General features: G+C 68.1%; 22 protein-coding genes. 13 read left to right on the top strand and 9 right to left on the bottom strand.

Annotated features, from left to right (window positions below):
* Positions 1-67 precede the first annotated feature (67 nt).
* Positions 68-295, top strand: coding sequence for a DUF1674 domain-containing protein (locus tag AC1RMY_RS21000; RefSeq protein WP_492867820.1), 228 nt, complete (start codon positions 68-70; stop codon positions 293-295).
* Between the two features lie 115 nt (positions 296-410).
* Here AC1RMY_RS21000 and AC1RMY_RS20995 read toward each other — a convergent pair whose 3' ends face one another.
* The 3 genes from AC1RMY_RS20995 to AC1RMY_RS20985 are packed head-to-tail and all read right to left on the bottom strand — an operon-like array spanning position 411 to position 3,454.
* Entirely contained in the window at positions 411-1,604 is a 1,194-nt protein-coding gene (locus tag AC1RMY_RS20995; protein ID WP_492867818.1) for an extracellular solute-binding protein, read from the bottom strand.
* A 39-nt stretch (positions 1,605-1,643) separates the two neighbouring features.
* The gene (locus AC1RMY_RS20990) at positions 1,644-2,696 is read right to left on the bottom strand and encodes an N-acetylglucosamine-6-phosphate deacetylase (RefSeq protein ID WP_492867816.1); all 1,053 of its coding nucleotides are present in this window, start codon (positions 2,694-2,696) and stop codon (positions 1,644-1,646) included.
* A 14-nt stretch (positions 2,697-2,710) separates the two neighbouring features.
* Positions 2,711-3,454: a glucosamine-6-phosphate deaminase gene (locus AC1RMY_RS20985; protein WP_492867814.1), complete on the bottom strand. Its 744-nt coding sequence runs from the start codon at positions 3,452-3,454 to the stop codon at positions 2,711-2,713.
* 123 nt (positions 3,455-3,577) lie between these two features.
* On the opposite strand from AC1RMY_RS20985, the gene AC1RMY_RS20980 reads away from it, so the two are divergent.
* The 12 genes from AC1RMY_RS20980 to AC1RMY_RS20925 all read left to right on the top strand — a co-directional run bounded on the left by AC1RMY_RS20980 (position 3,578) and on the right by AC1RMY_RS20925 (position 15,677).
* Complete coding sequence (locus AC1RMY_RS20980) at positions 3,578-4,762, top strand: ROK family transcriptional regulator (RefSeq protein ID WP_492867812.1); 1,185 nt, start codon at positions 3,578-3,580, stop codon at positions 4,760-4,762.
* A gap of 165 nt (positions 4,763-4,927) precedes the next feature.
* Positions 4,928-6,100 carry an extracellular solute-binding protein gene (locus AC1RMY_RS20975; protein ID WP_492867810.1) on the top strand — a complete coding sequence of 391 codons (1,173 nt, stop codon included), beginning with the start codon at positions 4,928-4,930 and terminating at the stop codon, positions 6,098-6,100.
* A gap of 11 nt (positions 6,101-6,111) precedes the next feature.
* On the top strand, positions 6,112-7,137 hold the full coding sequence (locus tag AC1RMY_RS20970; RefSeq protein ID WP_492867808.1) for a Gfo/Idh/MocA family protein: 1,026 nt from the start codon (positions 6,112-6,114) through the stop codon (positions 7,135-7,137).
* 12 nt (positions 7,138-7,149) lie between these two features.
* Positions 7,150-8,160, top strand: coding sequence for a Gfo/Idh/MocA family protein (locus AC1RMY_RS20965; protein WP_492867806.1), 1,011 nt, complete (start codon positions 7,150-7,152; stop codon positions 8,158-8,160).
* A gap of 50 nt (positions 8,161-8,210) precedes the next feature.
* The gene (locus AC1RMY_RS20960; protein ID WP_492867804.1) at positions 8,211-8,930 is read left to right on the top strand and encodes a GntR family transcriptional regulator; all 720 of its coding nucleotides are present in this window, start codon (positions 8,211-8,213) and stop codon (positions 8,928-8,930) included.
* Positions 8,927-10,453 carry a xylulokinase gene (locus AC1RMY_RS20955; RefSeq protein ID WP_492867802.1) on the top strand — a complete coding sequence of 509 codons (1,527 nt, stop codon included), beginning with the start codon at positions 8,927-8,929 and terminating at the stop codon, positions 10,451-10,453. Before AC1RMY_RS20960 ends, AC1RMY_RS20955 begins: the two co-directional genes overlap by 4 nt.
* A 12-nt stretch (positions 10,454-10,465) precedes the next feature.
* Positions 10,466-11,269 carry an SDR family NAD(P)-dependent oxidoreductase gene (locus tag AC1RMY_RS20950; RefSeq protein ID WP_492867800.1) on the top strand — a complete coding sequence of 268 codons (804 nt, stop codon included), beginning with the start codon at positions 10,466-10,468 and terminating at the stop codon, positions 11,267-11,269.
* Between the two features lie 5 nt (positions 11,270-11,274).
* The gene (locus AC1RMY_RS20945) at positions 11,275-12,231 is read left to right on the top strand and encodes an ABC transporter permease (protein WP_492867798.1); all 957 of its coding nucleotides are present in this window, start codon (positions 11,275-11,277) and stop codon (positions 12,229-12,231) included.
* A 39-nt stretch (positions 12,232-12,270) separates the two neighbouring features.
* Entirely contained in the window at positions 12,271-13,212 is a 942-nt protein-coding gene (locus AC1RMY_RS20940; protein ID WP_492867796.1) for a sugar ABC transporter substrate-binding protein, read from the top strand.
* 178 nt (positions 13,213-13,390) lie between these two features.
* Positions 13,391-14,155 (top strand): ATP-binding cassette domain-containing protein, encoded by a 765-nt coding sequence (locus AC1RMY_RS20935; RefSeq protein ID WP_492867794.1) that lies wholly within the window; start codon positions 13,391-13,393, stop codon positions 14,153-14,155.
* Positions 14,156-14,157: 2 nt separating this feature from the next.
* Positions 14,158-15,087 (top strand): nucleoside hydrolase, encoded by a 930-nt coding sequence (locus AC1RMY_RS20930; protein ID WP_492867792.1) that lies wholly within the window; start codon positions 14,158-14,160, stop codon positions 15,085-15,087.
* Positions 15,088-15,155: 68 nt separating this feature from the next.
* Positions 15,156-15,677: a hypothetical protein gene (locus tag AC1RMY_RS20925; protein ID WP_492867790.1), complete on the top strand. Its 522-nt coding sequence runs from the start codon at positions 15,156-15,158 to the stop codon at positions 15,675-15,677.
* Positions 15,678-15,682: 5 nt separating this feature from the next.
* On the opposite strand, the gene AC1RMY_RS20920 is transcribed toward AC1RMY_RS20925, so the two are convergent.
* Genes AC1RMY_RS20920 through AC1RMY_RS20895 form a run of 6 tightly spaced genes read right to left on the bottom strand, consistent with a single transcriptional unit; the run spans position 15,683 to position 20,683 of the window.
* Complete coding sequence (locus tag AC1RMY_RS20920) at positions 15,683-16,450, bottom strand: ABC transporter ATP-binding protein (RefSeq protein ID WP_492867788.1); 768 nt, start codon at positions 16,448-16,450, stop codon at positions 15,683-15,685.
* On the bottom strand, positions 16,447-17,460 hold the full coding sequence (locus tag AC1RMY_RS20915) for a FecCD family ABC transporter permease (protein ID WP_492867786.1): 1,014 nt from the start codon (positions 17,458-17,460) through the stop codon (positions 16,447-16,449). Before AC1RMY_RS20915 ends, AC1RMY_RS20920 begins: the two co-directional genes overlap by 4 nt.
* 5 nt (positions 17,461-17,465) lie before the next feature.
* Positions 17,466-18,497: an iron ABC transporter substrate-binding protein gene (locus tag AC1RMY_RS20910; RefSeq protein WP_492867784.1), complete on the bottom strand. Its 1,032-nt coding sequence runs from the start codon at positions 18,495-18,497 to the stop codon at positions 17,466-17,468.
* Positions 18,484-18,966 carry a tRNA (N6-threonylcarbamoyladenosine(37)-N6)-methyltransferase TrmO gene (gene tsaA / locus AC1RMY_RS20905; protein WP_492867782.1) on the bottom strand — a complete coding sequence of 161 codons (483 nt, stop codon included), beginning with the start codon at positions 18,964-18,966 and terminating at the stop codon, positions 18,484-18,486. Before tsaA ends, AC1RMY_RS20910 begins: the two co-directional genes overlap by 14 nt.
* A gap of 12 nt (positions 18,967-18,978) precedes the next feature.
* Complete coding sequence (locus AC1RMY_RS20900) at positions 18,979-19,800, bottom strand: molybdate ABC transporter substrate-binding protein (protein WP_492867781.1); 822 nt, start codon at positions 19,798-19,800, stop codon at positions 18,979-18,981.
* A gap of 4 nt (positions 19,801-19,804) precedes the next feature.
* Positions 19,805-20,683: an ABC transporter substrate-binding protein gene (locus AC1RMY_RS20895; protein WP_492867780.1), complete on the bottom strand. Its 879-nt coding sequence runs from the start codon at positions 20,681-20,683 to the stop codon at positions 19,805-19,807.
* Positions 20,684-20,717 lie beyond the last annotated feature (34 nt).

Raw genomic sequence — 20,717 nt, 5'->3', positions numbered from 1 at the left:
TCCCCGAACGCGAATTTGCGCCTTATGTGGTGAAGCCGATGCCGATCCTGCAAGAGAGTGCGAGCCGATGAGCCGGGAGAACGAGACCAGCGCCGCGGCGGAGCGATCCGAGACGCCTGCCCGCAAGCTGCCGCCGGCGGCCGAGCGTGCGCTGGCGGAAGCCGCTGCGCGGCGCGCGGCGCTCGACGCCAAGGCCTCGGACCTTGCCGGGGAGCGCGAGATCAACGGCCGTGGCGGGCTCGATCCGGTCCGCTACGACGACTGGGAGGTCAAGGGGATCGCCAGCGATTTCTGAAGCCTGATTGCCATGGCTCTGGCGGCGATCGATCTGTCGTCGTCATTCCGGATCAGCGCCGCTTCGCGGCTTGTCCGGAATGACGACGCGTTGAAGCGCTCGGGACTTTCCCCGCCTATTTCGCCCGCTTCGACCCGACCAGTTCATCCCATTTGCGGAAGGCGACGACCATCTTCTCGGGCTTGAGCGGCAGCTCGATCGGGTTGTTGGCGATCAGATCGGCATATTCCGGCCGCCCGAACTCGGCAATCACCTTCTGGCTGGCCTCGGGCGCGAGCGAGAGCGGCACGTTCTTCACCGCCGGGCCCGGATAGAGATAGCCCTCGTCATAGGAATAGGCCTGCATCTTCGGGGTCAGGACATGGGCCATGATGTCGAGCACGACGGCGAGCCGGTCGTTCGGGATGCCCTTGGGCACGCACATGAAGAAGGCGTCGGAGACCCAGTGGAAGCCCTTGAGGGTCTGGATCTTCGCCTCCTTTGGCACGATGCCGAGCGCGCGGGGATTGATGTCCCAGCCCGTCGTCGAGATGATGATGTCGCGCGAGCCGTCGCCGAACTCCTTCATCGTCGCGCCGGTGCCGGCGGGATAATACTCGATGTACTGGCCGAGCTCCTGGAGATAGGCCCAGGTCTTGTCCCAGCCGCCGACCGGGTCCTGCGGGTCCTTGTCGCCGAGGATGTAGGGCAGGCCCATCATGAAGGTGCGGCCCGGGCCGGAATTCGTCGGCCGCGCATACATGAACTTGTTGGGGTTCGCCTTGGCCCAGGCGAGCAACTCCTCGGCCGTGGTCGGAACCTGCTTGACCCGGGCGGGCATGTATTCGAGCAGCGGGCCGGAGGGGTAATAGTTCACCACCACACCGAAACCGTCGCCCTGGACCTTGTGCAGGTTGAGCGCAGCCGGCTCGTAATTCGCCTCGATATTAGGAAACTTGTCGGCGAAGTCGGGCAGGATCTTCTGCCAGAGCTTCTGGTCGAGGCCCGCTGCGAGACCATCGCTGCCGGTCAGGACGAGGTCGAGATCGGCGCGCCCGGCCTCCTGCTGCGCCTTGATCTTGCTGGCGAGCTCGGGCGCCGGCGCCTTCACGAAGGCGATGCGCGAGACCAGCTTGGGATTGGCGGCGCGATAGTCCTCGAAGGCCTTCTGCATCAGGGCGAGAGCGCCGCCGACGTCGATGATGCTGATGACCACCGGGGCGGAAGGCAGGGGCGGGGAGGCGGCGAGCGCGCCGCCCCTCCCCGTCGCCATCGCGGTGAGACCGCCCAATACGGTGCGGCGGTCGAGGCCTGTCGGATTCCGGCTCATCTGATGTTCTCCCCTTTTATGGTTCAGGCGTTGGTCGGTTCAGGTCGTGGGTTGGGCATCCAGTCTGGTGGCATGACCGAAGCGACGCTCGATTGCGCCGAGACGGACACGCGTGACGGCGAGGTCGTCGGACCAGTCGATCTCGCCGCGATCGAGCCCGACGCCGCGCACCCGCAGGGCGGGCTGCAACGCGGCGAGTGGGTGGTCGGAAGCCATCGCGACGGCCTCGACGGCCGAGGCCAGTCCCCAGGCGACGAGATTGCGGACGGCCTGGTCGAGGCAGAGCGCGGAGCCGGCGAGATTGGCAGCATTCGGCTGGCGCACCGAACCGTCCTCGCGAAGGTCCACGCTCATGCCGGCGAAAGGATAGCTACCCGGCTGCGATGCTGCGGCCGAAACCGCGTCGGTCACGAGAATGGAGCGATCGAGCCCCTTCGCTCGCATCAGTGAACGCAGGGCCTTCGGGTGAAGATGGATGCCGTCGGCGATGAAGCTCGCCCAGAGCCGGTCCTCGGCGAGCTGGGCGAATATCGGATTGACCAGCTTGTGGAGCTGCTGCGGCATGCCGTTGCCGAGATGGGTCGAGAGCGTGGCCCCCGCATCGGCGGCCGCGGCGACCTGGTCGAAATCGGCTGCGCTGTGGCCAATCGCGACGATGCGGCCGGCCCTGGCCAGAGCCGAAACGAGCGCCTGCGCGCCGTCGATCTCCGGCGCCAGCGTCACCATCAGGATCGGCCGGGCGAGGCGGCTTTCCAGCCGTTCGACGAGGTCGGGGTCGGCAGGCGTCATGGCCTGCGGCGGATGGCAGCCGGCATAGCCCGGGGACGGGTTCAGGAACGGCCCTTCGAGATGGTAGCCCGGGCACATCAGCGGGCCGAGCCGGCTCGCCGAGATCGCCGCATCGAGAGCCTGGAAGCGTTCCTCCAGCTCTTCCTGATGGGCGGTGATGATGGTCGGGAGGCAGAGCGTGACGCCCGTCGCGAGCATCGCCTCCAGCGCGTGGTCGATCTCGGCCGGCGTCACCGAGCCGGAATTGAAGTCGATGCCGGCGAAGCCGTTGACCTGGAGATCGATGAGGCCGGGTGTCCGCATCCTCTCCGCCCCGCTCAAGGCTTATTCAGCAGGGCGGCGGCCGGCGGATCGATGAACAGCACGGTGTTCGCGTGCGTCTGCAGGATCGAGGCCGGATGCAGGTTGCTGACGGGACCCTGCAACGCGTCCTTCGCGGCTTGAGCCTTGCGCGTGTCGGAGACGGAAAGCACGATCAGCTCGCTCTTCAGGATCTGCCGCACGCTCATCGAGATCGCCTTCTCGGGCACGGCCTCGAAGGTCGGGAACCAGCCTTCGCCGAATTGTTGCTGGCGACAGGCATCGTCGAGCGTCACGACGATATAGGGCTTATCGGTCTCGAAATCGGCCGGCGGGTCGTTGAAGGCGATGTGGCAGTTCTCGCCGATGCCGGCGAAGCAGACATCGATGCGCTTGCCGGTGATCAGGGCGTCGAGGCGCTCGGTCTCCGCTTCGGCGTCACCCTCGCCGTCGACCGGCACGAAGGCGGGCGCATTGTCGAGCGGTGCCATGAAGCGCAGGCGCAGATAGCGCCGGAAGCTCGCCGGATGTTCCTCCGAGAGGCCGACATACTCGTCGAGATGGAAGGCGGTGACCCTGGTCCAGTCGATCCCCTCGGCGATCACCAGATTCTGCAGCAGCTCGAACTGGCTCGCGCCCGTCGCGACGATGATGTTGGCATGGCCGAAGCGGGCCTGCGCCTCGCGGATCGCCTTTGCGCCCAGCGCGGCGGCCTGCACGCCGAGCGTCGCCTTGTCCGGGACGATGCGGATATCGACCATGCGATTTTTGAACCTTTGCCTATGTGATTGTTTTTTATATCGTCTTGAGAGCTTATGGGCCTCACTTCGAAAGGCAACAGCTATTTTTGAACCTCTGCGTTCGAATAAAGGATTGGGCAGAGCGTGATCCTCGCAACCTTCGACGACAGCGGCTTCGCCGCGGCCCATGACCGCGACTGCGCCCGGGTCTACCGGCTGGTGCTTGGCGGCCTCGCGCATTCCCGTAGCGAGATCGGCCGCCAACTCGGCCTGCGCTCGACGACGACATCGCGCGTGGTCGCCGATCTCGTCTCGCGTGGGCTCCTGCTCGAGACGATGGGCGAGGTCGCGGGGAGGGGGCGGCCAGCCGCCGTGCTGCTCGCCAATACGCGACGCATCGGGGCCTCGGTGGTTTATGTCTCGAGCCGATCGCTGTCGGGCGTGCTGGTCGATCTGTCCGGTCATCTTCTGGCGGAGCGGTCGATCACGATCGACAGCGAGGCCGACAACGATGCGATCGCCGCGGTGATGGCCGAACTCGCCCGGCATCTGCTTGCGCATATGCCGGCCGGCATGAGCCATGCCGGCACGGCCGTTTCGCTATCGGGGCTCATCGACCTGCCGCGCGGGCAATGGCTGATGGCCTCGCGCTGGCCGCGCATGCGCGGTCTCGACGTTGCGGCCGTGCTCGCCCCGATCGCCGGCCCGGTCGAGATCTGCCGCAATCTCGACGCGGAACTGCGGGCGCGGGCGGTGCGCGAGCCCGAACAGTTCTCCGGCGGCACGCTGCTGCTGCATTGGGGCTGGGGCATCGGCCTGTCCTATGCGGTGGACGGACGCCCCTTCGCGCCTGCCGGCTCCTTCGGCGAGATCGGCCATTGGCGACTCTCGGCGCTGGACGGGCGGCGCTGCGGCTGCGGCAACACCGGCTGCCTGGAGACGGGGGCGGCGCTGTGGTCGCTGCTGCCGGCGCTGCGAGCGCGCTGGCCCGATCTGGAGGAGGACGAGGCACGCCTCGCCCGGCAGCTCGCGGGGCGCGATCTTCTCAGTCTTGCGGAGATCGACCAGGCCGCGCGGCTGCTGGCGCGGGCGCTCGCCAATGCCTGCCGCATCTTCTTTCCGACGCGGATAGCCGTCAGCGGCCCCTTCGCCGCCAATGCCGCGCTTTGGGCGCGTTTCGCAGCGCTGCTGCGAGCTGAGGGCACGATGGACGGCCTCGCCCTACCGGAACTCGCGAGCGTGCGGGCCAGCCAGCTTCACGAGATCCATGGAGCGGCGGCGCCGCTACTCGGCCGCGCCACGGAAGCGCTGCTTCGGCAGCAGGGTTGAGGGCCGGGCTCTGGGCGGCCGACTGCGGAATGTCTGCTCGTGATCTCGGGCGCGACCCGCGTCCAGCGCACTGGACGCGCACTTTCGTGGTGCACTAGTATCCCAGCCAAGAGCCCGCAGCCTGCATTTCGCAAGCTTGAAGAGGTCTCGATCCAGGGAGACGACATGACCCATCTGACACGCCGCAACGTGGTTGCCGGCGCGGCCGGCCTTGCGGCCCTCGCCGCCAGCCGCGCTTACGCACAGAACGCGCCAGTCGCGCTCAACATCATCGACGTCGCCGGCAACCTGCAGTTGACGCAGGCGGCGATCGAACGCTTCGCCAAGGACAACCCAAAGCTGATCTCGCGCCTGAACTTCTCGCGCGCGCCCTCGCCGGAGCTGCCGGCCAAGATCAAGGCCCAGCAGCAGGCCAACCGTGTCGATATCGACCTCGTGCTGACCGGGCCCGGCGCGATGTCGGACGGCATCCAGCAAGGACTCTGGATCGACGTCTGGAAGTCGCACACCGCCAGCCTGCCCAAGGCCGAGGACGTCTATCACGAGCAGGCGCTGATGATGCAGCGCAATTTCGGCCAGAACGAAGGCGTGGCCGTGGCCTACTCGCCCTCGGGCCCGCTCTTCGAATATGTCCCGGCGCGCCTGAAGGCGGTGCCGAAGACGGCCGAGGAACTGCTGGCTTATGTCAAGCAGAACAAGAACCGCTTCACCTATGCGAGGCCCGTCAATTCCGGCCCCGGCTGGACCTGGCTTCAGGGCCTGCCCTACATTCTCGGCGATGCCGACCCCAGCGATCCGATCAAGGGCTGGGACAAGAGCTGGGCCTATCTCAAGGAGCTCGGCTCCGGCGTCGATTACTACCCCGCCGGCACCGCCGCGACGATGAAGGAGTTGGGCGAGGGCACGCGCGACGTGATCGTCTCGACGCTGGGCTGGGACATCAATCCGCGCGTCCTCGGCATCGTGCCGAAGGAGGCCGAGGTCTTCGTTCTCGCCAACACGCACTGGATTCCGGATACGCAGTTCATGTGCATCCCCAAGGGCGTGCCGGCCGACAAGGTCACGGCGCTGCTGGCGCTGATGTCCTACATGCTGAAGCCGGAGGCGCAGGCCGGGACCTATGACAAGGGCTATTTCTATCCCGGCCCGGCCGTGAAAGGCATCACGCTCGCCATGGCGCCACAGGAGAGCCGCGACGTGCTCGCCGAATACGGCCGCCCGAAATATGACGAGCTGATCCGCACCCTGCCGACCAAGCCGCCGCTGACGCCGGAACGTCTGGTCGCGGCGTTCCGACGCTGGGACCAGGAGATCGGTGTCGGTCACGCGCCAAAGTAAGGCGTGTCCAGATGCGGTTTGCTGCCATCGGCCTCGACCATCGCCACATCTACCATATGGTCGCAGGCTTGCTGGAGGCCGGCGCGGAATGCGCCGGCTTCGACCCCGCGACGAGCGACGAGCGCGTGCTCGCCGGTTTCCGCGAGCGCTTTCCCGATCTGCGTCCGGTCGAGGCGCAACGTCTGCTCGACGACCCCTCGATCGATCTGATCGTCTGCGCCGGCATCCCCAGCGAGCGCACGGCGCTCGCGATCAGGGCGATGCGGGCCGGCAAGGACGTCATGGTCGACAAGCCCGGCGTGACCAGCTTCGATCAGCTTGCGGCTGTGGAGGCCGTGGTCGCGGAAACGGGCCGCATCTTCTCGGTCTGCTTTTCCGAGCGCTTCGTCGTGCCGGCGACGCTTATCGCCGAAAAGCTGATCGCGGATGGCGCGATCGGCCGTGTCGTCCAGACCGTCGGGCTCGGGCCGCACCGGCTCAATCGCACGATCCGGCCCGGCTGGTTCTTCGATGCAGCGTTCTATGGCGGTATCCTGACCGACATCGCCTCGCATCAGATCGACCAGTTCCTGCATTTCACCGGCTCGACCGAAGCGGAGATCGTAGCCTCCGGCGTCGGCCATTTCGGCGAGGCCGACCTGCCGGACTTCCAGGATTTCGGCGAGATCCTGCTGCGCAGCGACCGGGCCGGCGGCTATGTCCGCGTCGACTGGTTCACCGCCGACGGGCTCTCGACCTGGGGCGACGGCCGCCTGACGATCCTCGGCACGCAGGGCACGATCGAACTGCGCAAATATGTCGACGTCGCCGGCCGTCCCGGCACGGACCACGTCTTCCTCGTCGACAGGGCCGGCACCCGCCATATCGACGCCTCGCGCGAGCCGCTGACCTATTTCCGCAACCTGATCGCCGATATCGGCGCGCGCGGCGAAACCGCAGCGCCGCAGCGCCACACCTTCACCGTCTGCCGCCTCGCACTGGAAGCGCAGGCCAAGGCGGTCTGGCTGCCGGCGAAGCCGGCTGTCGTCCATTCCTGAGGATCGCCAGATATGACAAGCAAGCTCGGCATCGCCGTGATCGGCCTCGGCCCGGCGTCTCTGCCGCATTCCAAGAGCCTGCTGGATCTGGCCGACCGCGCGGACGTCCGCTGGGCCGTCAGTCGGACGGCGGATCGCGCCGAACGCTACGCGCAGCAATTCCCGTTCCCGACGACGACGGATCTCGACGCCGTTCTCGCCGATCCCGCCGTCGAGGCTGTGATCGTGCTGACCCCGCCGTCGAGCCATCTCGACGTCTCCGCGCGCTGCCTCGAGGCGGGCAAGCATGTGCTCGTCGAAAAGCCGCTCGAACTGACCAGTGAGCGCGGGCAGCGTCTGGTTGATGTCGCACGGCGCACCGGCCGGGTCTTCGGCGTGGTGCTGCAGCATCGCTTCCGTCCGGCGAGCCTTCGATTGAAGGCTGCGCTCGATGCCGGCGAACTCGGCGGCATCGAAGCGGCGTTCCTGAGCGTGCCGTGGTGGCGGCCGCAGAGCTACTACGACGAACCGGGTCGCGGCACGCTGGCGCGCGACGGCGGCGGCGTGCTGCTGACGCAGGCGATCCACTCGCTCGACCTGTTCCGCTCGCTGGTCGGCGTCTCCCGGGTCGTCGCGGCGCAGGCCCGCACGACCGGGCTGCATCGCATGGAGACCGAGGACTATGTCTCCGCCCTGCTGGAGACAGGCAATGGCGCGCCGGCGACGCTGATCACGACGACCGCCGCCTATCCCGGCTATCCCGAGCGTATCGAGATCACCGGGACGAAGGGCTATGCCAGCCTGATTGGTGGGCGGCTCAGTCTCGCCTTCCTCGACGGGCGCGAGGAGATCGTCGAGGCGGAGGGATCGACCGGCAGCGGCGCCAACATCATGGATTTCCCGCACGACGCCCACCGCGCCGTCATCGCCGACTTCCTCGACGCGGTCGAGACGGGGCGCGATCCGGTCGTCGCTGGCGAGGAGGCGCTCGCCTCGCAACGCCTCGTCGACGAGATCCTCCTCGCCGCTCGCCGGAGCGCTTGACTTGTATCGGATTTGTATCTTCGATGGCGCGTCCCCGGTGAGGCCGCCCCTTGGTTCGCTACCACGACATCGCTCGCAGCCTCGAACTCGCCCTTGCGGTCGATGGCGGCGATTCGAGAGCCGTTCCCTCCGAGCACGAGCTCTGCGAGCGCTATGACGCGAGCCGCACCACGATCCGCGCCGCGCTGAAGCAGTTGCAGGATCGGGGGCTGATCGAGCGCCGACAGGGCAAGGGCACGTTCTATCGGCCGCGCCACATCGCCAAGGATCTCGGCAGCATCACCGATTTCCACACCGAGGCGCGGAGGGCAGGACGCGTGCCGACCACGCGGATCCTGTCCTGTGGCCGGCGGCCGGCCAGTCCGGTGGAGTTCGCCTTGTTCGGAGCCGATATCGCTGCGGAGGGGATCGTCGACCTGACGCGGCTGGGCTACCTCGATGACGAGCCGGCGGTGCTGCAGCATTCCCGGATCGGGCACGCGACCCTCGGCGAGCTCGATGCGGGGGCGCTCGTGCAAGGCTCGCTCTATCGCTACCTGGCGGATCGCCGCGGCGTCCATGTCGCCACGGTCGAGGAGACGCTGGAGCCTCATAACGCCGATCCCGAGGAAGCCGCCCATCTCGCCATCGTGCCGGGGATGGCGGTCTTCCGTTCGCAGCGCATCTCGCGCGACCGCGTCGGTGCGGTCGTCGAGGTCAGCGTCAACCTGATCCGCGGCGACATGTATCGCTTCACGACGCGCCGCGAGGGGCCGGGGGGCGTTCCATGAGCGTTGTCCTCGCCTGCGATCTCGGCGGCACCAGTTTCCGCGCGGCCCTGATCGACGAGGCTGGTGCGACACGCGCCGAAAGCATGATCCTCGGCCCGACCGCCATCGATCGTATGGGCTGGTCCGAGATCGACGCGACCGAATGGTGGCGCATTCTGGTCGAGTCCGCAGGACAACTCGCGGAGGCCGAGCCCGAACTGTTCGGCACCATCGAGGCGGTGGCGATCTGCGGGGTGACGCGTACGCAGGTCTTCATCGGCCGCGACGGGCGCCAGTTGCGCCCGGCCATGACCTGGAAGGACACCCGCTCGGAAGCTGCCGCCGCCCGGCTTCGCGATAAGCTAACCGACGCCCATCCGGAAAGCGCGCGGATCAATGCCTTCCACCCTCTGGCCCGCCTCGCCTGGCTGGGCTCGGAGGAGGAAGAGAGCTTCCGCGCGCTGGCCTGCGTGCTGGAGCCGAAGGACTATCTGAATGCCCGCCTCACCGGCCGGCAGGCGAGCGACCCGGTTTCGATGGCCCGGCTGTTGGCCTCGGCGGAGACCGTATCGAGCATCGATCCCTTCGCCGCGATTGGGCTGCCGGCCTCGATTTTGCCGCCTATGCTGGAACCTTGCGAGCCGGTCGGGCCGGTGCTGCCGGGCCTGCCGGCGCCGCTCGACCGAATTGCGGGCGTGCCGGTGCTCTGCTCGTCGAACGACACTTGGGCCGCGGTCGCAGGCCTTGGCGCGCTCCGTTCGGGCTATGCCTACAACATCTCCGGCACGACGGAGGTGCTCGGTGCTGTCGGCTTGGAGCCGGTCGAGGCGGAGGGCCTGCTGACCGTCGACTGGCGCGGGCTCTGGCAGATCGGCGGCCCCAGCCAGAACGGCGCCGACACGGTCTCATGGCTGCTCTCGCTGCTCGGGCGGGAGGGTGGCGAGCCCAGCTCGGTCGGGCGCGAGATCGGCGCTCTGCTCGCCGGCCGACGCCACCCCCAGCCCTTGCTCTTCCTGCCCTATCTCCAGGGCGAGCGCGTGCCCTACTGGAACCCCTCTTTGCGTGGCGCCCTGATCGGGCTCAACCGCCAGCATGGTGCAACCGACCTCGCTTTCGCGGTGCTGGAGGGCGTCGCCTTTCTGAACCGGATCGTGCTGGAGCGGGCGGAAGCCGCGCTCGGCGGCCCGGTCGCCGAAATCCGCTTTGGCGGTGGGGCGGCAGTCAATCCGGTCTGGAGCCAGATCAAGGCGGATATCTGCGGCCGGCCGATCGTCGTCGGGGCTTCGAAGGAGCCCGGCCTGCTGGGTTCCGCTATCGTCGCTTGGACCGGGCTTGGGCGCTTTGCCTCGCTGACGGAAGCGCAGGCCGAACTGGTCACGCCGGCCGCGCGCTTCGAGCCCGAGCCTTCGCGCAAGGCTGCCTATGACAGCCTCTTCGCGCTGTACCGGCGCAGCGAGGCGGCTCTCGCGCCGATTTCGGGTGACCTGGCCGCAATCGGGCTTGGTTCCAGTCTCCTGCCCGGCGTCGTCACGCCTTCGCCTTGAGGATCGCTTCCGATGAGCGTCGCCCGCATTGAGAACCGACCCAGCCCCGTCAGCCTAGTAACGGGCGCATCCGGCGGCATTGGCGGCGCGCTCGCCTTGATGCTGGCGGGACAGGGGCACCGGCTGCTGCTGTCGGGGCTCGAGCAGGCTGGGCTCGACGCTGTGGCGCAGGAGGTCGGCGCGCGCGGCGGCGAGGTCGCGACGCTGGCCGGCGATATGCGCGAACGCGATCTCGCCCAGGCTTGCGTCGATCTCGCGGTCTCGCGCTTCGGGCGCCTCGACAATCTCGTGACCGGGGCCGGCGCCTCGCGCCCCGTGCCGCTGGTCGAGATGGAGCACGACGAGTGGGACAAGCTCGTCGATATCAACCTCTCGGCGGTTTTCCGCATCTCCAAGGCCGCCTCGCGCCGGATGATCGCACAGGGCGAGGGCGGCGCGATCGTCCACATCTCCTCGATCGCCCATGCCAATGGCGGCGCGAACCTCGCCTATGGCTCGGCCAAGGGCGGTGTCGCGACCCTCACTTACGGCATGGCCCAACAACTCGGGCGACATGCGATCCGCGTGAATGCGGTTGCGCCCGGCATCATCGATACGCCAATGGTGCGTGGCGGCTTCGCCCAGCGGTTCGACGCGCTGGTCGAGGGCGCGTCCGTGCGCACGCCGCTCGGACGTTTGGGACAAGCTGAGGATGTGGCCGCCGTGATAGCCTTCCTGCTCTCGCCCGGTGCGGCCTTCGTCACCGGGGCGCTGATCCCGATCACCGGCGGCATCGAGATCCTCCAGCCGATCTCGACGATCGCGGCGGGAGCCTGACGCGGATGGGCCGCATCGATCTGCGCACCCTGATCGGGCACTACGGTACGGCGATCGCAGGCCTCGCACTGATCCTGTTCTTCCTGATCTTCGCGCCGAACTTCGCCAGCACGACCAACATCATCAACGTGCTGAAGGATACGAGCTTCCTCGCCATCCTGGCGCTCGGCTTCGCGCTCGCCTTCACGGTCGCCGAACTCGACCTCTCGATCGCGGAGATGGCGAGCCTGGCGGCGGTCGTCTGCGGCTGGCTCGTCCATGCGCAACATCCTCCGGGGGTGGCGGTCGCTGCGGCGCTTGCCGTCGGCATCGTGCTCGGCAGCCTGAACGGCTACGGCGTCACCGTGCTGCGCATTCCCTCGCTGATCATGACGCTCGGCACGGCCGCCATCGCCAAAGGCCTCGCCTTCATGATCACCCAGGGCGTCGCTTTCGTCGGGCGCTGGCCGGTCGGCTTCACCGGCTTGGCGCGCGGCTACACGCTCAGTATTCCCAATCTCGTGCTCTGGATGGCCGGAGCGACCCTGTTCGCCTGGGGCCTCGTCAAATGGACCCGTACCGGCGCGCATATGGTCGCGACCGGCGAGGCGGACGAGGCGGCGCGGCTTGCCGGCATCGCCACGGCGCGGATGAAGCGCATCGGGTTGCTGCTGGCCGGCATCTTTGCTGGGCTGATGGCGGCGCTGCTCGCCGCCAACCTGTCCTCGGCCGCGCCGAACATGGCCGGCGACTACCTGCTCTACGCCATCGCTGCCGTGCTGCTGGGGATGACGATGTTCGAGCCCGGCAAGCCGAACATTCCCGGCACGGTCTTTGCCGCGCTGGTGCTCAAGGTGCTCGGCAACGGCTTGGTGCTGCTCGGCGCGCCCTACTACATTCAGGACATCGTTCTCGGCGCCATCATCATCGGGTCCGTGGCCTTTTCGGCCAGTGCGATGAAGAAGGCGGCGTTCAAGGTCTGACGATTTCGCAAACAATCAAAAACGAGGGGAGACATCATCATGTTCGGGTTCAGGAGAATGCTCGTCGCGGCGGCCGCGCTGGTCGCAGCCTGCCAGTCCGCGCAGGCCTTCGAGGTCGGCATCATCGGTTTCCAGTTCTCGTCGGAGACGCATGCGCGCGTCGCCAACGCCGCTGCCGCTGCCGCCAAGGCCAAGAGCTGGGGCGTGACGCTGCTGAACTCTGAGGGCGCGCTGCCCAAGCATGCCGAGCAGTTCGACGCGCTGATCGCCAAGAAGGTCGACGCCATCATCATCGCCATGGGCAAGCCGGTCGAGGCTGACGCCCAGTTCAAGGCGGCCAAGGACGCGAAGATCCCGGTCATCACTGTGCAGTCGGGTTCGAGCCCGCATGCGCTGTTCGACATCCAGACCAACGAGTACAAGGTCGGCGCCGATGCGGCACTCTACCTGCTCGGCCAGCTCGGCTACCAGGGCAACATCGTCACGGCCCGCTTCGACCTCAATGTTGCCTCGCGTATCCGCGGCCGCATCCTCGATGCGGTGCTGGCGGAGAATCAGGCGGTGAAGGAACTCGGCAAGTTCTCGATGGCCCGCACCCAGAGCTGGCGCGACGACGTCCGCGCCGGCATGCAGGCACTGCTGCTACAGAACCAGGGCAAGATCAACGGCATCTGGGCGTCCTTCGACGGGCAGGCCTACATCATCGACGACCTGCTGCAGGCTCAGGGCGTGAAGAAGGGCCAGATCCCGCTGATCTCGGTCGATGGTGGCAAGGAGACCTATGCCCGCATCGCCGACCCGGCCTCGACCTTCCTGGCCACCGTCGCGATCCCCTTCGAGGAGATGGGCAAGCAGGCGGTCGACGCGATCCAGACCATCGTCGTCGAGAAAAAGCCGAAGGAGGCGGTGGCGAGCGGGCCGTATGTGTTCACGGATGCCGTGCTGGTCGACAAGACGAATGTCGAGAAGTTCCTGAAGTGATGACGGAGGCGCGGGGAACCCCTCTCCCGGATTGGAGAGGGGCAGGGGTGAGGGCAGGTCGGTGCCGAATGGAGTGGCGGCGGTCCCTCATCCGCCCCTGTCGGGGCACCTTCTCCCATCCGGGAGAAGGCAGAGACTGTCGCGGCGACCGAGTCTCGCAATCCAGTCGGAACAAGCCATGAGCACTCCCGCCCCCCTTCTCTCACTGCGCGGCATCGGCAAGAGCTACGGCGCTGTCGTCGCCGTGCGCGAGGTCGATCTCGACATCTTCCCGGGCGAGGTGGTCGCGATCTGCGGCGACAACGGGGCCGGCAAGTCGAGCCTGATCAAGGTGATTTCGGGCGCCGAGGAGCCGACCGCCGGCGCCATCAGCATGCGCGGCAAGCCGGTCTCCTTTGGCTCGCCGCATGATGCACTCGACCATGGCGTGGCGACGATCTATCAGGACCTCGCGCTCGCGCCCCGGCTCTCGATCGCCCAGAACGTCTTCATGGGCTCGGAGCTGACGAAGCCATTCCTGCTGCCCTTCCTGCGCATACTCGACAAGAAGAAGATGATCGCGGAATCCCTGCGCTACCTGTCGCAGCTCTCGGCCGCGGTCACCGACATGACGCGCCCTGTCGAGCGGCTCTCGGGTGGCCAGCGCCAGGCGGTCGCGATCTCCCGCGCGCTCCGCTGGAACGCCGAGATCATCATCATGGACGAGCCGACGGCGGCGCTGGGCGTCAAGGAGAGCGCGCTGGTGCTCGACCTGATCCGCAAGCTCAAGGCCGATGGGCGCACGGTCATCCTGATCAGCCACAATATGCGCGATGTGGTCGCGCTGGCGGACCGGGTCGTGATCATGGGGGCGGGCCGCAAATATGTCGACCGGCCGCTCGGCGACCTCTCCGCCGACGACATCGCGCACATGATCATGGCCGGCAACGCCAAGGTGGCATGACGATGCCCGAGCCGATCATCGTCGATACCGATCCGGGGCAGGACGACGCCGTCGCGCTGCTGCTCGCCTTCGCCAGCCGGGACGACCTCGACATCCGCGCCATCACCACGGTGCCCGGCAATGTTCCGGTCGCGCAGACAACGGTGAATGCGCTGCGCATCCGCGATCTCGGTCGCGCCGGGTCGGTTCCCGTCTATCGCGGGGCGGAGGCGCCCTTGGTCGTCGCCCTGGAGACGGCGGAGTTCGTCTGTGGTCCGGACGGGCTGGCCGGCGCCGACCTCCCGTCGCCTGCGAGCGCGGCCGAGCCAAGCCATGCCGTCGAGGCGATCATCCAGATCTGCCGCGCCGCGCCGGATGGCGGCATCACGCTTTGCCCGCTCGGGCCGCTGACCAATCTCGCTCTGGCCTTTCGGCTGGCGCCGGACATCCTGCCCAAGATCAGGCGCATCGTGATGATGGGCGGGGCGATCGGGCTCGGCAACATGACACCGGCGGCCGAGTTCAACATGCATGTCGATCCGCATGCGGCGGCAATCGTCTTCGGCTGCGGCCGGCCGATCGTGATGTTCGGGCTCGGCGCGACGCTGCAGGCGATCGCCAGCCATGAGCAGATCGAACGCATCGGCGCGCTCGGCAACGCGGCGGGCCGGGCGATCCACGGCATGCTGACGCGCCCGCGTCCGGGTGGGCTCGGCACGGCCGGCCATCCGATGCACGACCCTTGCGTCATCGCCTTCCTGCTCTGGCCGGAGCTGTTCTCGGGCCGCGACTGCCATGTCGAGGTCGAGACCGGCGACGGCCCCTTGCGCGGCCGCACCACCATCGACTGGAACGGCCGCCTCAAGCGCGCGCCCAACGCCCATGTCGTCGCGACGGTCGAGGCGCATGAGCTGTTCGAGCGCATGATCGAGCGCCTCGCGACCTTGCCCTGAGCATCGGACCGAAAAGTGGAATGCACTTTTCGGATCAATCTGATGCGAAAACGGAGAGATAGTTCGCCATGCCCCATTTCGTCGATGCCCTGCAGCAGGAGGCCTCAGTCGCCATCGCGCGGATGCGTGAGAGCGCGATCGAGGCACGCCGCCTGCATGCCCGCGCCGAGTTGATGCGCCATATGCTGACGACGGCGCGCAAGGTGAAGGACAAGCCGCAGGCCGAGGCGGTCGAGATGGTCGTCACCGAATGGATGGAAGCCTGGAACCTCGGCCGCAGCGACTGGCCGCATATCGCCCGCGAGATGGAGCTCTTCACTCAGGCCTTCTATGACTATGCGAATGATCCCAGCGACGCCAACGATGCTCGCGTCGCCGCGGGGGCCGAAGCGCTCGACGCGGCGCTGGCGCGCGAGGGCACCTCGATCGCCGAGCAGATGGCCTTCCGCTCGCAATGCGCCCATGGCTGGTGGGAGCTGGTCGCGCCGACGCCGACCGACCTGCCTGGCCGAAAGACCCGCCCCTCGATGCCGCAGCCGCGCCCCGACGCGCCGTTCTGGGAGGCCGGCTGCGCGGACTTCTGTCGGTAGGTGGCTCAGCCGCCGGGCAGGAAGGCGGTTCGGCCCTCTGCATCCCGCACGGCCTCGATCGGCACGCCATAGAGCGTTTCGAGCTGGTCGGGCGTCAGCAATTCGCCTGCGGGTCCGCTCGCCAGCGCCTGCCCGTCGCGGATCATCATCACGCGGTCGGCATGGCGGAGCGCCTGGTTCGGGTCGTGCGTGGTGAAGAGTACGCCCAGGCCCTCTGCCGCCAGTCGCCGGATTTCGCGCATCACCCGGCCCTGATTGCCGAAATCGAGGCTGGCCGTCGGCTCGTCGAGGATGACATAGGCGGGCTCCTGCGCGAGCGCGCGCGCGATCAGGACAAGTTGGCGCTCGCCGCCGGAGATCAGCGTGTAGGGGCGCTCAGCCAGGCGATCGACGCCGAGCCTCTCCAGCATCGCATGCGCGACCGCATGGTCGCGGGCCGAGGGCGCGGCGAAGAGCCCGCCATGCGCGCTGCGGCCCATGAGCACGACCGCGAGCACGCTGAAGGCGAAGGTGCCGGCATGGGCCTGCGGCACATAGCCGAGCGCCCTCGCCCGCTCTGGCGGGGACAAGTCTCCCAGAGGGCGTCCGTCAAGTGTCAGCGAGCCGCCTCGCGCAGGCAGGAGGCCGAGCAGCGTCTTCAGCAACGTCGTCTTGCCGCTGCCGTTGGGACCCAGCAGGGCCAGGACCTCGCCCTTCGTCAGCGAGAGCGAGATGTCGCGGCCGATGATCCGCTCGCGATAGCCATAGGTCAGGGCGCTGGCAGCGAGGCTCACGACCAGCCTCCGCGTGACGAGGCCAGCAGCCAGATGAAGAACGGCGTGCCGATCACAGCAGTGAGGATGCCGAGCGGTGTCTCGACCGGCCCGGCGGTGCGTGCGAGCGTGTCGATGACGAGGAGATAGCCGCCGCCGAGGATCGCGGCTGTCGGCACGAGCCTGCCGAAATCCGGACCCACCAGAAAGCGGGCGAGATGTGGCACGACGAGCCCGACCCAGCCGATGATGCCCGCCGCCGCGACGCTCGCCGCCGTCACCAGCGTCGCGGCGACGACGATGGCGAGACGCAAGGGGCCGGTGCGCAGGCCCAGCGCGCGCGCTTCCTCCTCCGGCAGCGACATCGCATTCATCCGCCAGCGCAGCGCGACCAGCGCGGCCGAGCCGAGCAGCACCGGCCCGAGCAATGGCAGGAGATCGGCCTTCGACGTACCGGCGAGGCTGCCGAGCAGCCAGAACGTCATGGCGGGAAGCTGGTTGTAGGGGTCGGCCCAGTATTTCACCAGGCCGATCCCGGCGCCGAGCAGCGAGCCGACGACGACGCCGGTCAGCACCAGCACGAGGACGGGATCGCCGCGCCGGATCGCCGATCCGACCAGATAGACCGCGCCGACCGCCACGAGGCCTCCGACGAAGGCGGCAAGCTGGATCGCGAACAGACCGAGCGAGAGATAGATGCCGAGGACGGCACCGAGAGCCGCGCCCGAGGAGGCGCCGAGGATGTCGGGCGAGACGAGCGGGTTGCGGAACAGGCCCTGAAAAGCCGTGCCGGCCACGGCGAGCGCCGCGCCGCAGAGGAGGGCGGCCAGCACGCGAGGCCCGCGGATGTTCCAGATCACGGTTTCCATCTGGGCCGGCAGCCCCGATGGCTGGCCGCTCAGGCCGGACCAGAGCAGGCGCGCGAGATCGCCGGGGCCGATGGGAAAGCGTCCTAGCCCGAAGGCGAGCAGGACAGCGACGGCGAGCAGGGCGACCGCGATGGCGTTGCCGCCGAGGGCGGAGGGCCGCATGGCAGTCAGTTCCGCCCCGCCATGATGCGGTCGAGCTGGGCCTCGTTCGGCGTCACCTGGTAGAACAGCGTGTGGAAGTCGCGCGCGATGGCGCGGATGTCCTCCGGGAAGGCGTCCGGATAGAGCAGCTTGGCCAGCCACCACAGACCGGCCATTCGGTTGACTGAGGGTGGGAAGTCGACCCAGCCGAAGGGCAGCTTCGGCGAGAGATGGACGAGGCCGGTCCTCACAGCCCGCACATCGGCCCAGGCAGGATCGCTGCGCAAGCCTTCGGAGAAGGCGAGGTCGATCGTGACGATCACCTCGGGATCCCAGGCGAGCACCTGCTCGAGCGAAACCTGCGTGAGGCCGCTGCCCGGCTGGTCGGCGACGTTGCGGGCGCCGAGAAAGGACAGCGTCTCGACATTGATCGAGCCGCCGAGCCCGGTTTCCAGCCCGCGCGGGCCGCGTGCATAGTAGACCGATGGACGCTTCTCGGCTGGAATGCCGGCGATCCGCCCCCGTATCGTTGCCATCGCGGTTTCGCACCAGACCGCCAGCGTTTCGGCGCGCTCGCCGCGGCCGGTCAGGCGGCCGAGAATGCGGTAGCTTTCGGGGATCGCGGCGAAGCGGCCGTCGAGCAGAGCATAGGGGATGCCGGTCTGCCCCTGTACGCGCTCGGCCAATTCGACATAGGTCCGCCCGGTCGAGCCGGCATCGACGATCAGGTCGGGCTTCCATTGCAGCACGGCTTCGAGATTGGCGCTGTTGCCGCGCCCGGTGATGCGGCCGACCTCCGGCCGGTCGCCGATGCCGGGTAGCAGGAATTCCAGCTCCTCCGGGCGGTTGGCGCGAGGCCAGCCGAGCAGGAGATCGGGCGCCAGCGTGTAGAGCTGGATCGCGGCCGGCGGGCCGGCGGGGAACACCCGCTCGACCTTGCCGGGAATCGCGATCTCGCGGCCGGCGCCGTCGCGAACGGTCGCTGCGCGGGCGATCCACGGAGCGGCGACGAGCGATCCCAGCCCGGCCAGGACGAGGCGACGGTCAGGCTTGCGCATGGCGATGCTCCCGATCCCGCGAGCCATGCGGGCAGCGATGCGGCTTGATGTCGAGCAGCGGCGTTCCGTCGAGACAGTCGAGCCCCCGCACCAGCAAAACGCTGCCTTCGACGCCCAGCAGCTTCACCCGCGACAGCGCGATCGGGTTCGGTCTCACTGGGGAGCGTAACGCGAAGGTGCCGAGCGGCCGGCCGTCGCGCGGGGTCTGGGTCAGGAGGTCGCGCCGGGCCTCATGCATCCAGTAGAGCAGGTCGAGCTGCTGGAACTGGTCGATGCCGGCGAGCGCGTCGCGCCAAGGCTCGTCGATTTCGACGCGGCAGACCGGGCCGTTCTCCGCATCGCCCTGCCTCGGGCACTGGTCGCGGGAGGCGAAGGGCGTGCGCAGGCGGCCGATGAAGACGAGATGCGCGTCCTGCCGGTCGGGCAGGGGTGCGGAGGTCTCGCCCGGTCGTGTCGCCTGCCAGTCCAATGTCGTCTCCGTTCAGCCGGCCTCACGCGGCAGCGCCGGCGCAGCGAAGCCGTGCCGGGCCAGGATCGCCTGCCCATCCCGCGAGAGAATGAACATGGCGAAGCGCCAGGCATTTGGCGAGGCCCCGTTCAGGACGGTGAGCCCGTAATCCGCACCGACCGCCAGCGTGGCCGGAAGGCGCACCAGCTTCAAGCTCGGCTGCTCTTTCGCGATAGGCGCGGCATTGGTGCAATAGGCGAGGAAGATGTCGGCCTCGCCGCTCGCGAGCTTGTGTCCGTAGGTGTTGATGCCGTCAGGCGTGGGCACGTTCGTCGGCCCGCCCGTCAGCAACAGTGCCTTGGCTTCCAGCGCAGTCTTCGCGCCGCGCTTCACCGCTTCGGCCCGTGCAAAGACCTGGAAGGCGTAGTCGCCCGATGGGTCGGCGCGGGGCGTCGAGGTGCCGAGCTTGATCGCGGGGTCGAGCATCCGCTCCAGCAGGGTCTCCGGCGTCACCGCGACCTCGGGGCGCGCGAAGGCGCAGAGCTCGTTGCGGGCGAAGAGCACGACCGGCCCGGTAAGGCCTGCCTCAGCCAATGCGCGCGGATTGCCGAGATCGGCCGAAGCGAAGACCTCCGCCGCCTCGCCCTTGGCGATCCGCTCCCTCAGCAGGCCGGAAGCGCCGAAGGCTGGCTTCACCGCCAGCTTGCTCTGGAGGGTGAAGGCCTGTGCGACCTCGGTGAGCGCGGCGCGCAGGCTGCCGGCTGCATGGAGGAGGACAGGCTCCTGCGCTTGCGCGACGGAGGCCGTGGCCGACCCGGCCATCACGAGGAGCCCGGCGAGAAGGGCGCGGCGCATCGATTCACGCGCCGGCCTGTGCCGCGTTCGCGAAGAAGAGCTGCTGGCCCTCGATCTTGTAGTCGGCGATCGCCTTCTGGCCCTCGGGGCTGACCAGCCAGTTCACGAAGGCCTGGCCGTCATTGATCTTCACATGCGGGTGCTTGGCCGGATTCACGGCAATGACGCCGTACTGGTTGAACAGTCGCTTGTCGCCTTCGACGGCAATGACGAGATCACCGCGGTTCTTGAAGGAAATCCAGGTGCCGCGGTCGGCCAGCACATAGGCGCCCATGCCGCCGGCCGTGTTGAGCGCAGCGCCCATGCCCTGGCCGATCTCGCGATACCACGCGCCCTTCTTGGCTTCGAGGTCGACGCCGGCCACTTTCCAGAGCGCGAGTTCGGCGGAGTGGGTGCCCGATTTGTCGCCCCGCGAGACAAAGGGGACGCCCTTCTCCTGGATCGCTTTGAGCGCGGCCGCGATGTCCTTCGTGCCGCTGATGCCGGCCGGGTCGCTCTTCGGGCCGATCAGCACGAAGTCGTTGTACATCACCGGCTTGCGCTCGAGGCCGAAGCCCTCGGAGACGAACTTCTCTTCCTGCGCCCTAGCATGGACGAAGACGACGTCGGCGTCGCCGCGGCGGCCGGTGTCCAGCGCCTGCCCGGTACCCTGCGAGACGACGCGGACCTCGATGCCGGTCTTCCCCTTGAACAGCGGCAGAATATGGCCGAACAGGCCGGAATCCTGGGTCGAGGTCGTCGAGGACACCGTGATGAAGCGGCCGTCGCCAGCGGCCGGCGCGGCTGCGGCGGGCGGCGTCGCGGTCGTGGTCTGGGCGAGCGCGAGACTGGTCAGGGCGGCGGAAAAGCCGGCGGCGAGCAGCAGGCGGCGGGTTACGGTCATGGTCGTCTCCTTGGGTTTCTTATTGGTCATCCGA

Source organism: Allobosea sp. GW822-FHT03F07, from assembly GCF_058801345.1.
Note: the sequence above shows the minus strand (reverse complement) of the source record. Positions and strands in the feature narration are given on the sequence as shown.

Excerpts from the sequence above, each read along its gene's own strand:
- AC1RMY_RS21000 (WP_492867820.1), top strand. The coding sequence starts at position 68 with ATGAGCCGGGAGAACGAGACCAGCGCCGCGGCGGAGCGATCCGAGACG.
- AC1RMY_RS20995 (WP_492867818.1), bottom strand. The coding sequence starts at position 1,604 with ATGAGCCGGAATCCGACAGGCCTCGACCGCCGCACCGTATTGGGCGGT.
- AC1RMY_RS20990 (WP_492867816.1), bottom strand. The coding sequence starts at position 2,696 with ATGCGGACACCCGGCCTCATCGATCTCCAGGTCAACGGCTTCGCCGGC.
- AC1RMY_RS20985 (WP_492867814.1), bottom strand. The coding sequence starts at position 3,454 with ATGGTCGATATCCGCATCGTCCCGGACAAGGCGACGCTCGGCGTGCAG.
- AC1RMY_RS20975 (WP_492867810.1), top strand. The coding sequence starts at position 4,928 with ATGACCCATCTGACACGCCGCAACGTGGTTGCCGGCGCGGCCGGCCTT.
- AC1RMY_RS20970 (WP_492867808.1), top strand. The coding sequence starts at position 6,112 with ATGCGGTTTGCTGCCATCGGCCTCGACCATCGCCACATCTACCATATG.
- AC1RMY_RS20965 (WP_492867806.1), top strand. The coding sequence starts at position 7,150 with ATGACAAGCAAGCTCGGCATCGCCGTGATCGGCCTCGGCCCGGCGTCT.
- AC1RMY_RS20955 (WP_492867802.1), top strand. The coding sequence starts at position 8,927 with ATGAGCGTTGTCCTCGCCTGCGATCTCGGCGGCACCAGTTTCCGCGCG.
- AC1RMY_RS20950 (WP_492867800.1), top strand. The coding sequence starts at position 10,466 with ATGAGCGTCGCCCGCATTGAGAACCGACCCAGCCCCGTCAGCCTAGTA.
- AC1RMY_RS20945 (WP_492867798.1), top strand. The coding sequence starts at position 11,275 with ATGGGCCGCATCGATCTGCGCACCCTGATCGGGCACTACGGTACGGCG.
- AC1RMY_RS20940 (WP_492867796.1), top strand. The coding sequence starts at position 12,271 with ATGTTCGGGTTCAGGAGAATGCTCGTCGCGGCGGCCGCGCTGGTCGCA.
- AC1RMY_RS20935 (WP_492867794.1), top strand. The coding sequence starts at position 13,391 with ATGAGCACTCCCGCCCCCCTTCTCTCACTGCGCGGCATCGGCAAGAGC.
- AC1RMY_RS20930 (WP_492867792.1), top strand. The coding sequence starts at position 14,158 with ATGCCCGAGCCGATCATCGTCGATACCGATCCGGGGCAGGACGACGCC.
- AC1RMY_RS20925 (WP_492867790.1), top strand. The coding sequence starts at position 15,156 with ATGCCCCATTTCGTCGATGCCCTGCAGCAGGAGGCCTCAGTCGCCATC.
- AC1RMY_RS20915 (WP_492867786.1), bottom strand. The coding sequence starts at position 17,460 with ATGCGGCCCTCCGCCCTCGGCGGCAACGCCATCGCGGTCGCCCTGCTC.
- AC1RMY_RS20910 (WP_492867784.1), bottom strand. The coding sequence starts at position 18,497 with ATGCGCAAGCCTGACCGTCGCCTCGTCCTGGCCGGGCTGGGATCGCTC.
- AC1RMY_RS20900 (WP_492867781.1), bottom strand. The coding sequence starts at position 19,800 with ATGCGCCGCGCCCTTCTCGCCGGGCTCCTCGTGATGGCCGGGTCGGCC.
- AC1RMY_RS20895 (WP_492867780.1), bottom strand. The coding sequence starts at position 20,683 with ATGACCGTAACCCGCCGCCTGCTGCTCGCCGCCGGCTTTTCCGCCGCC.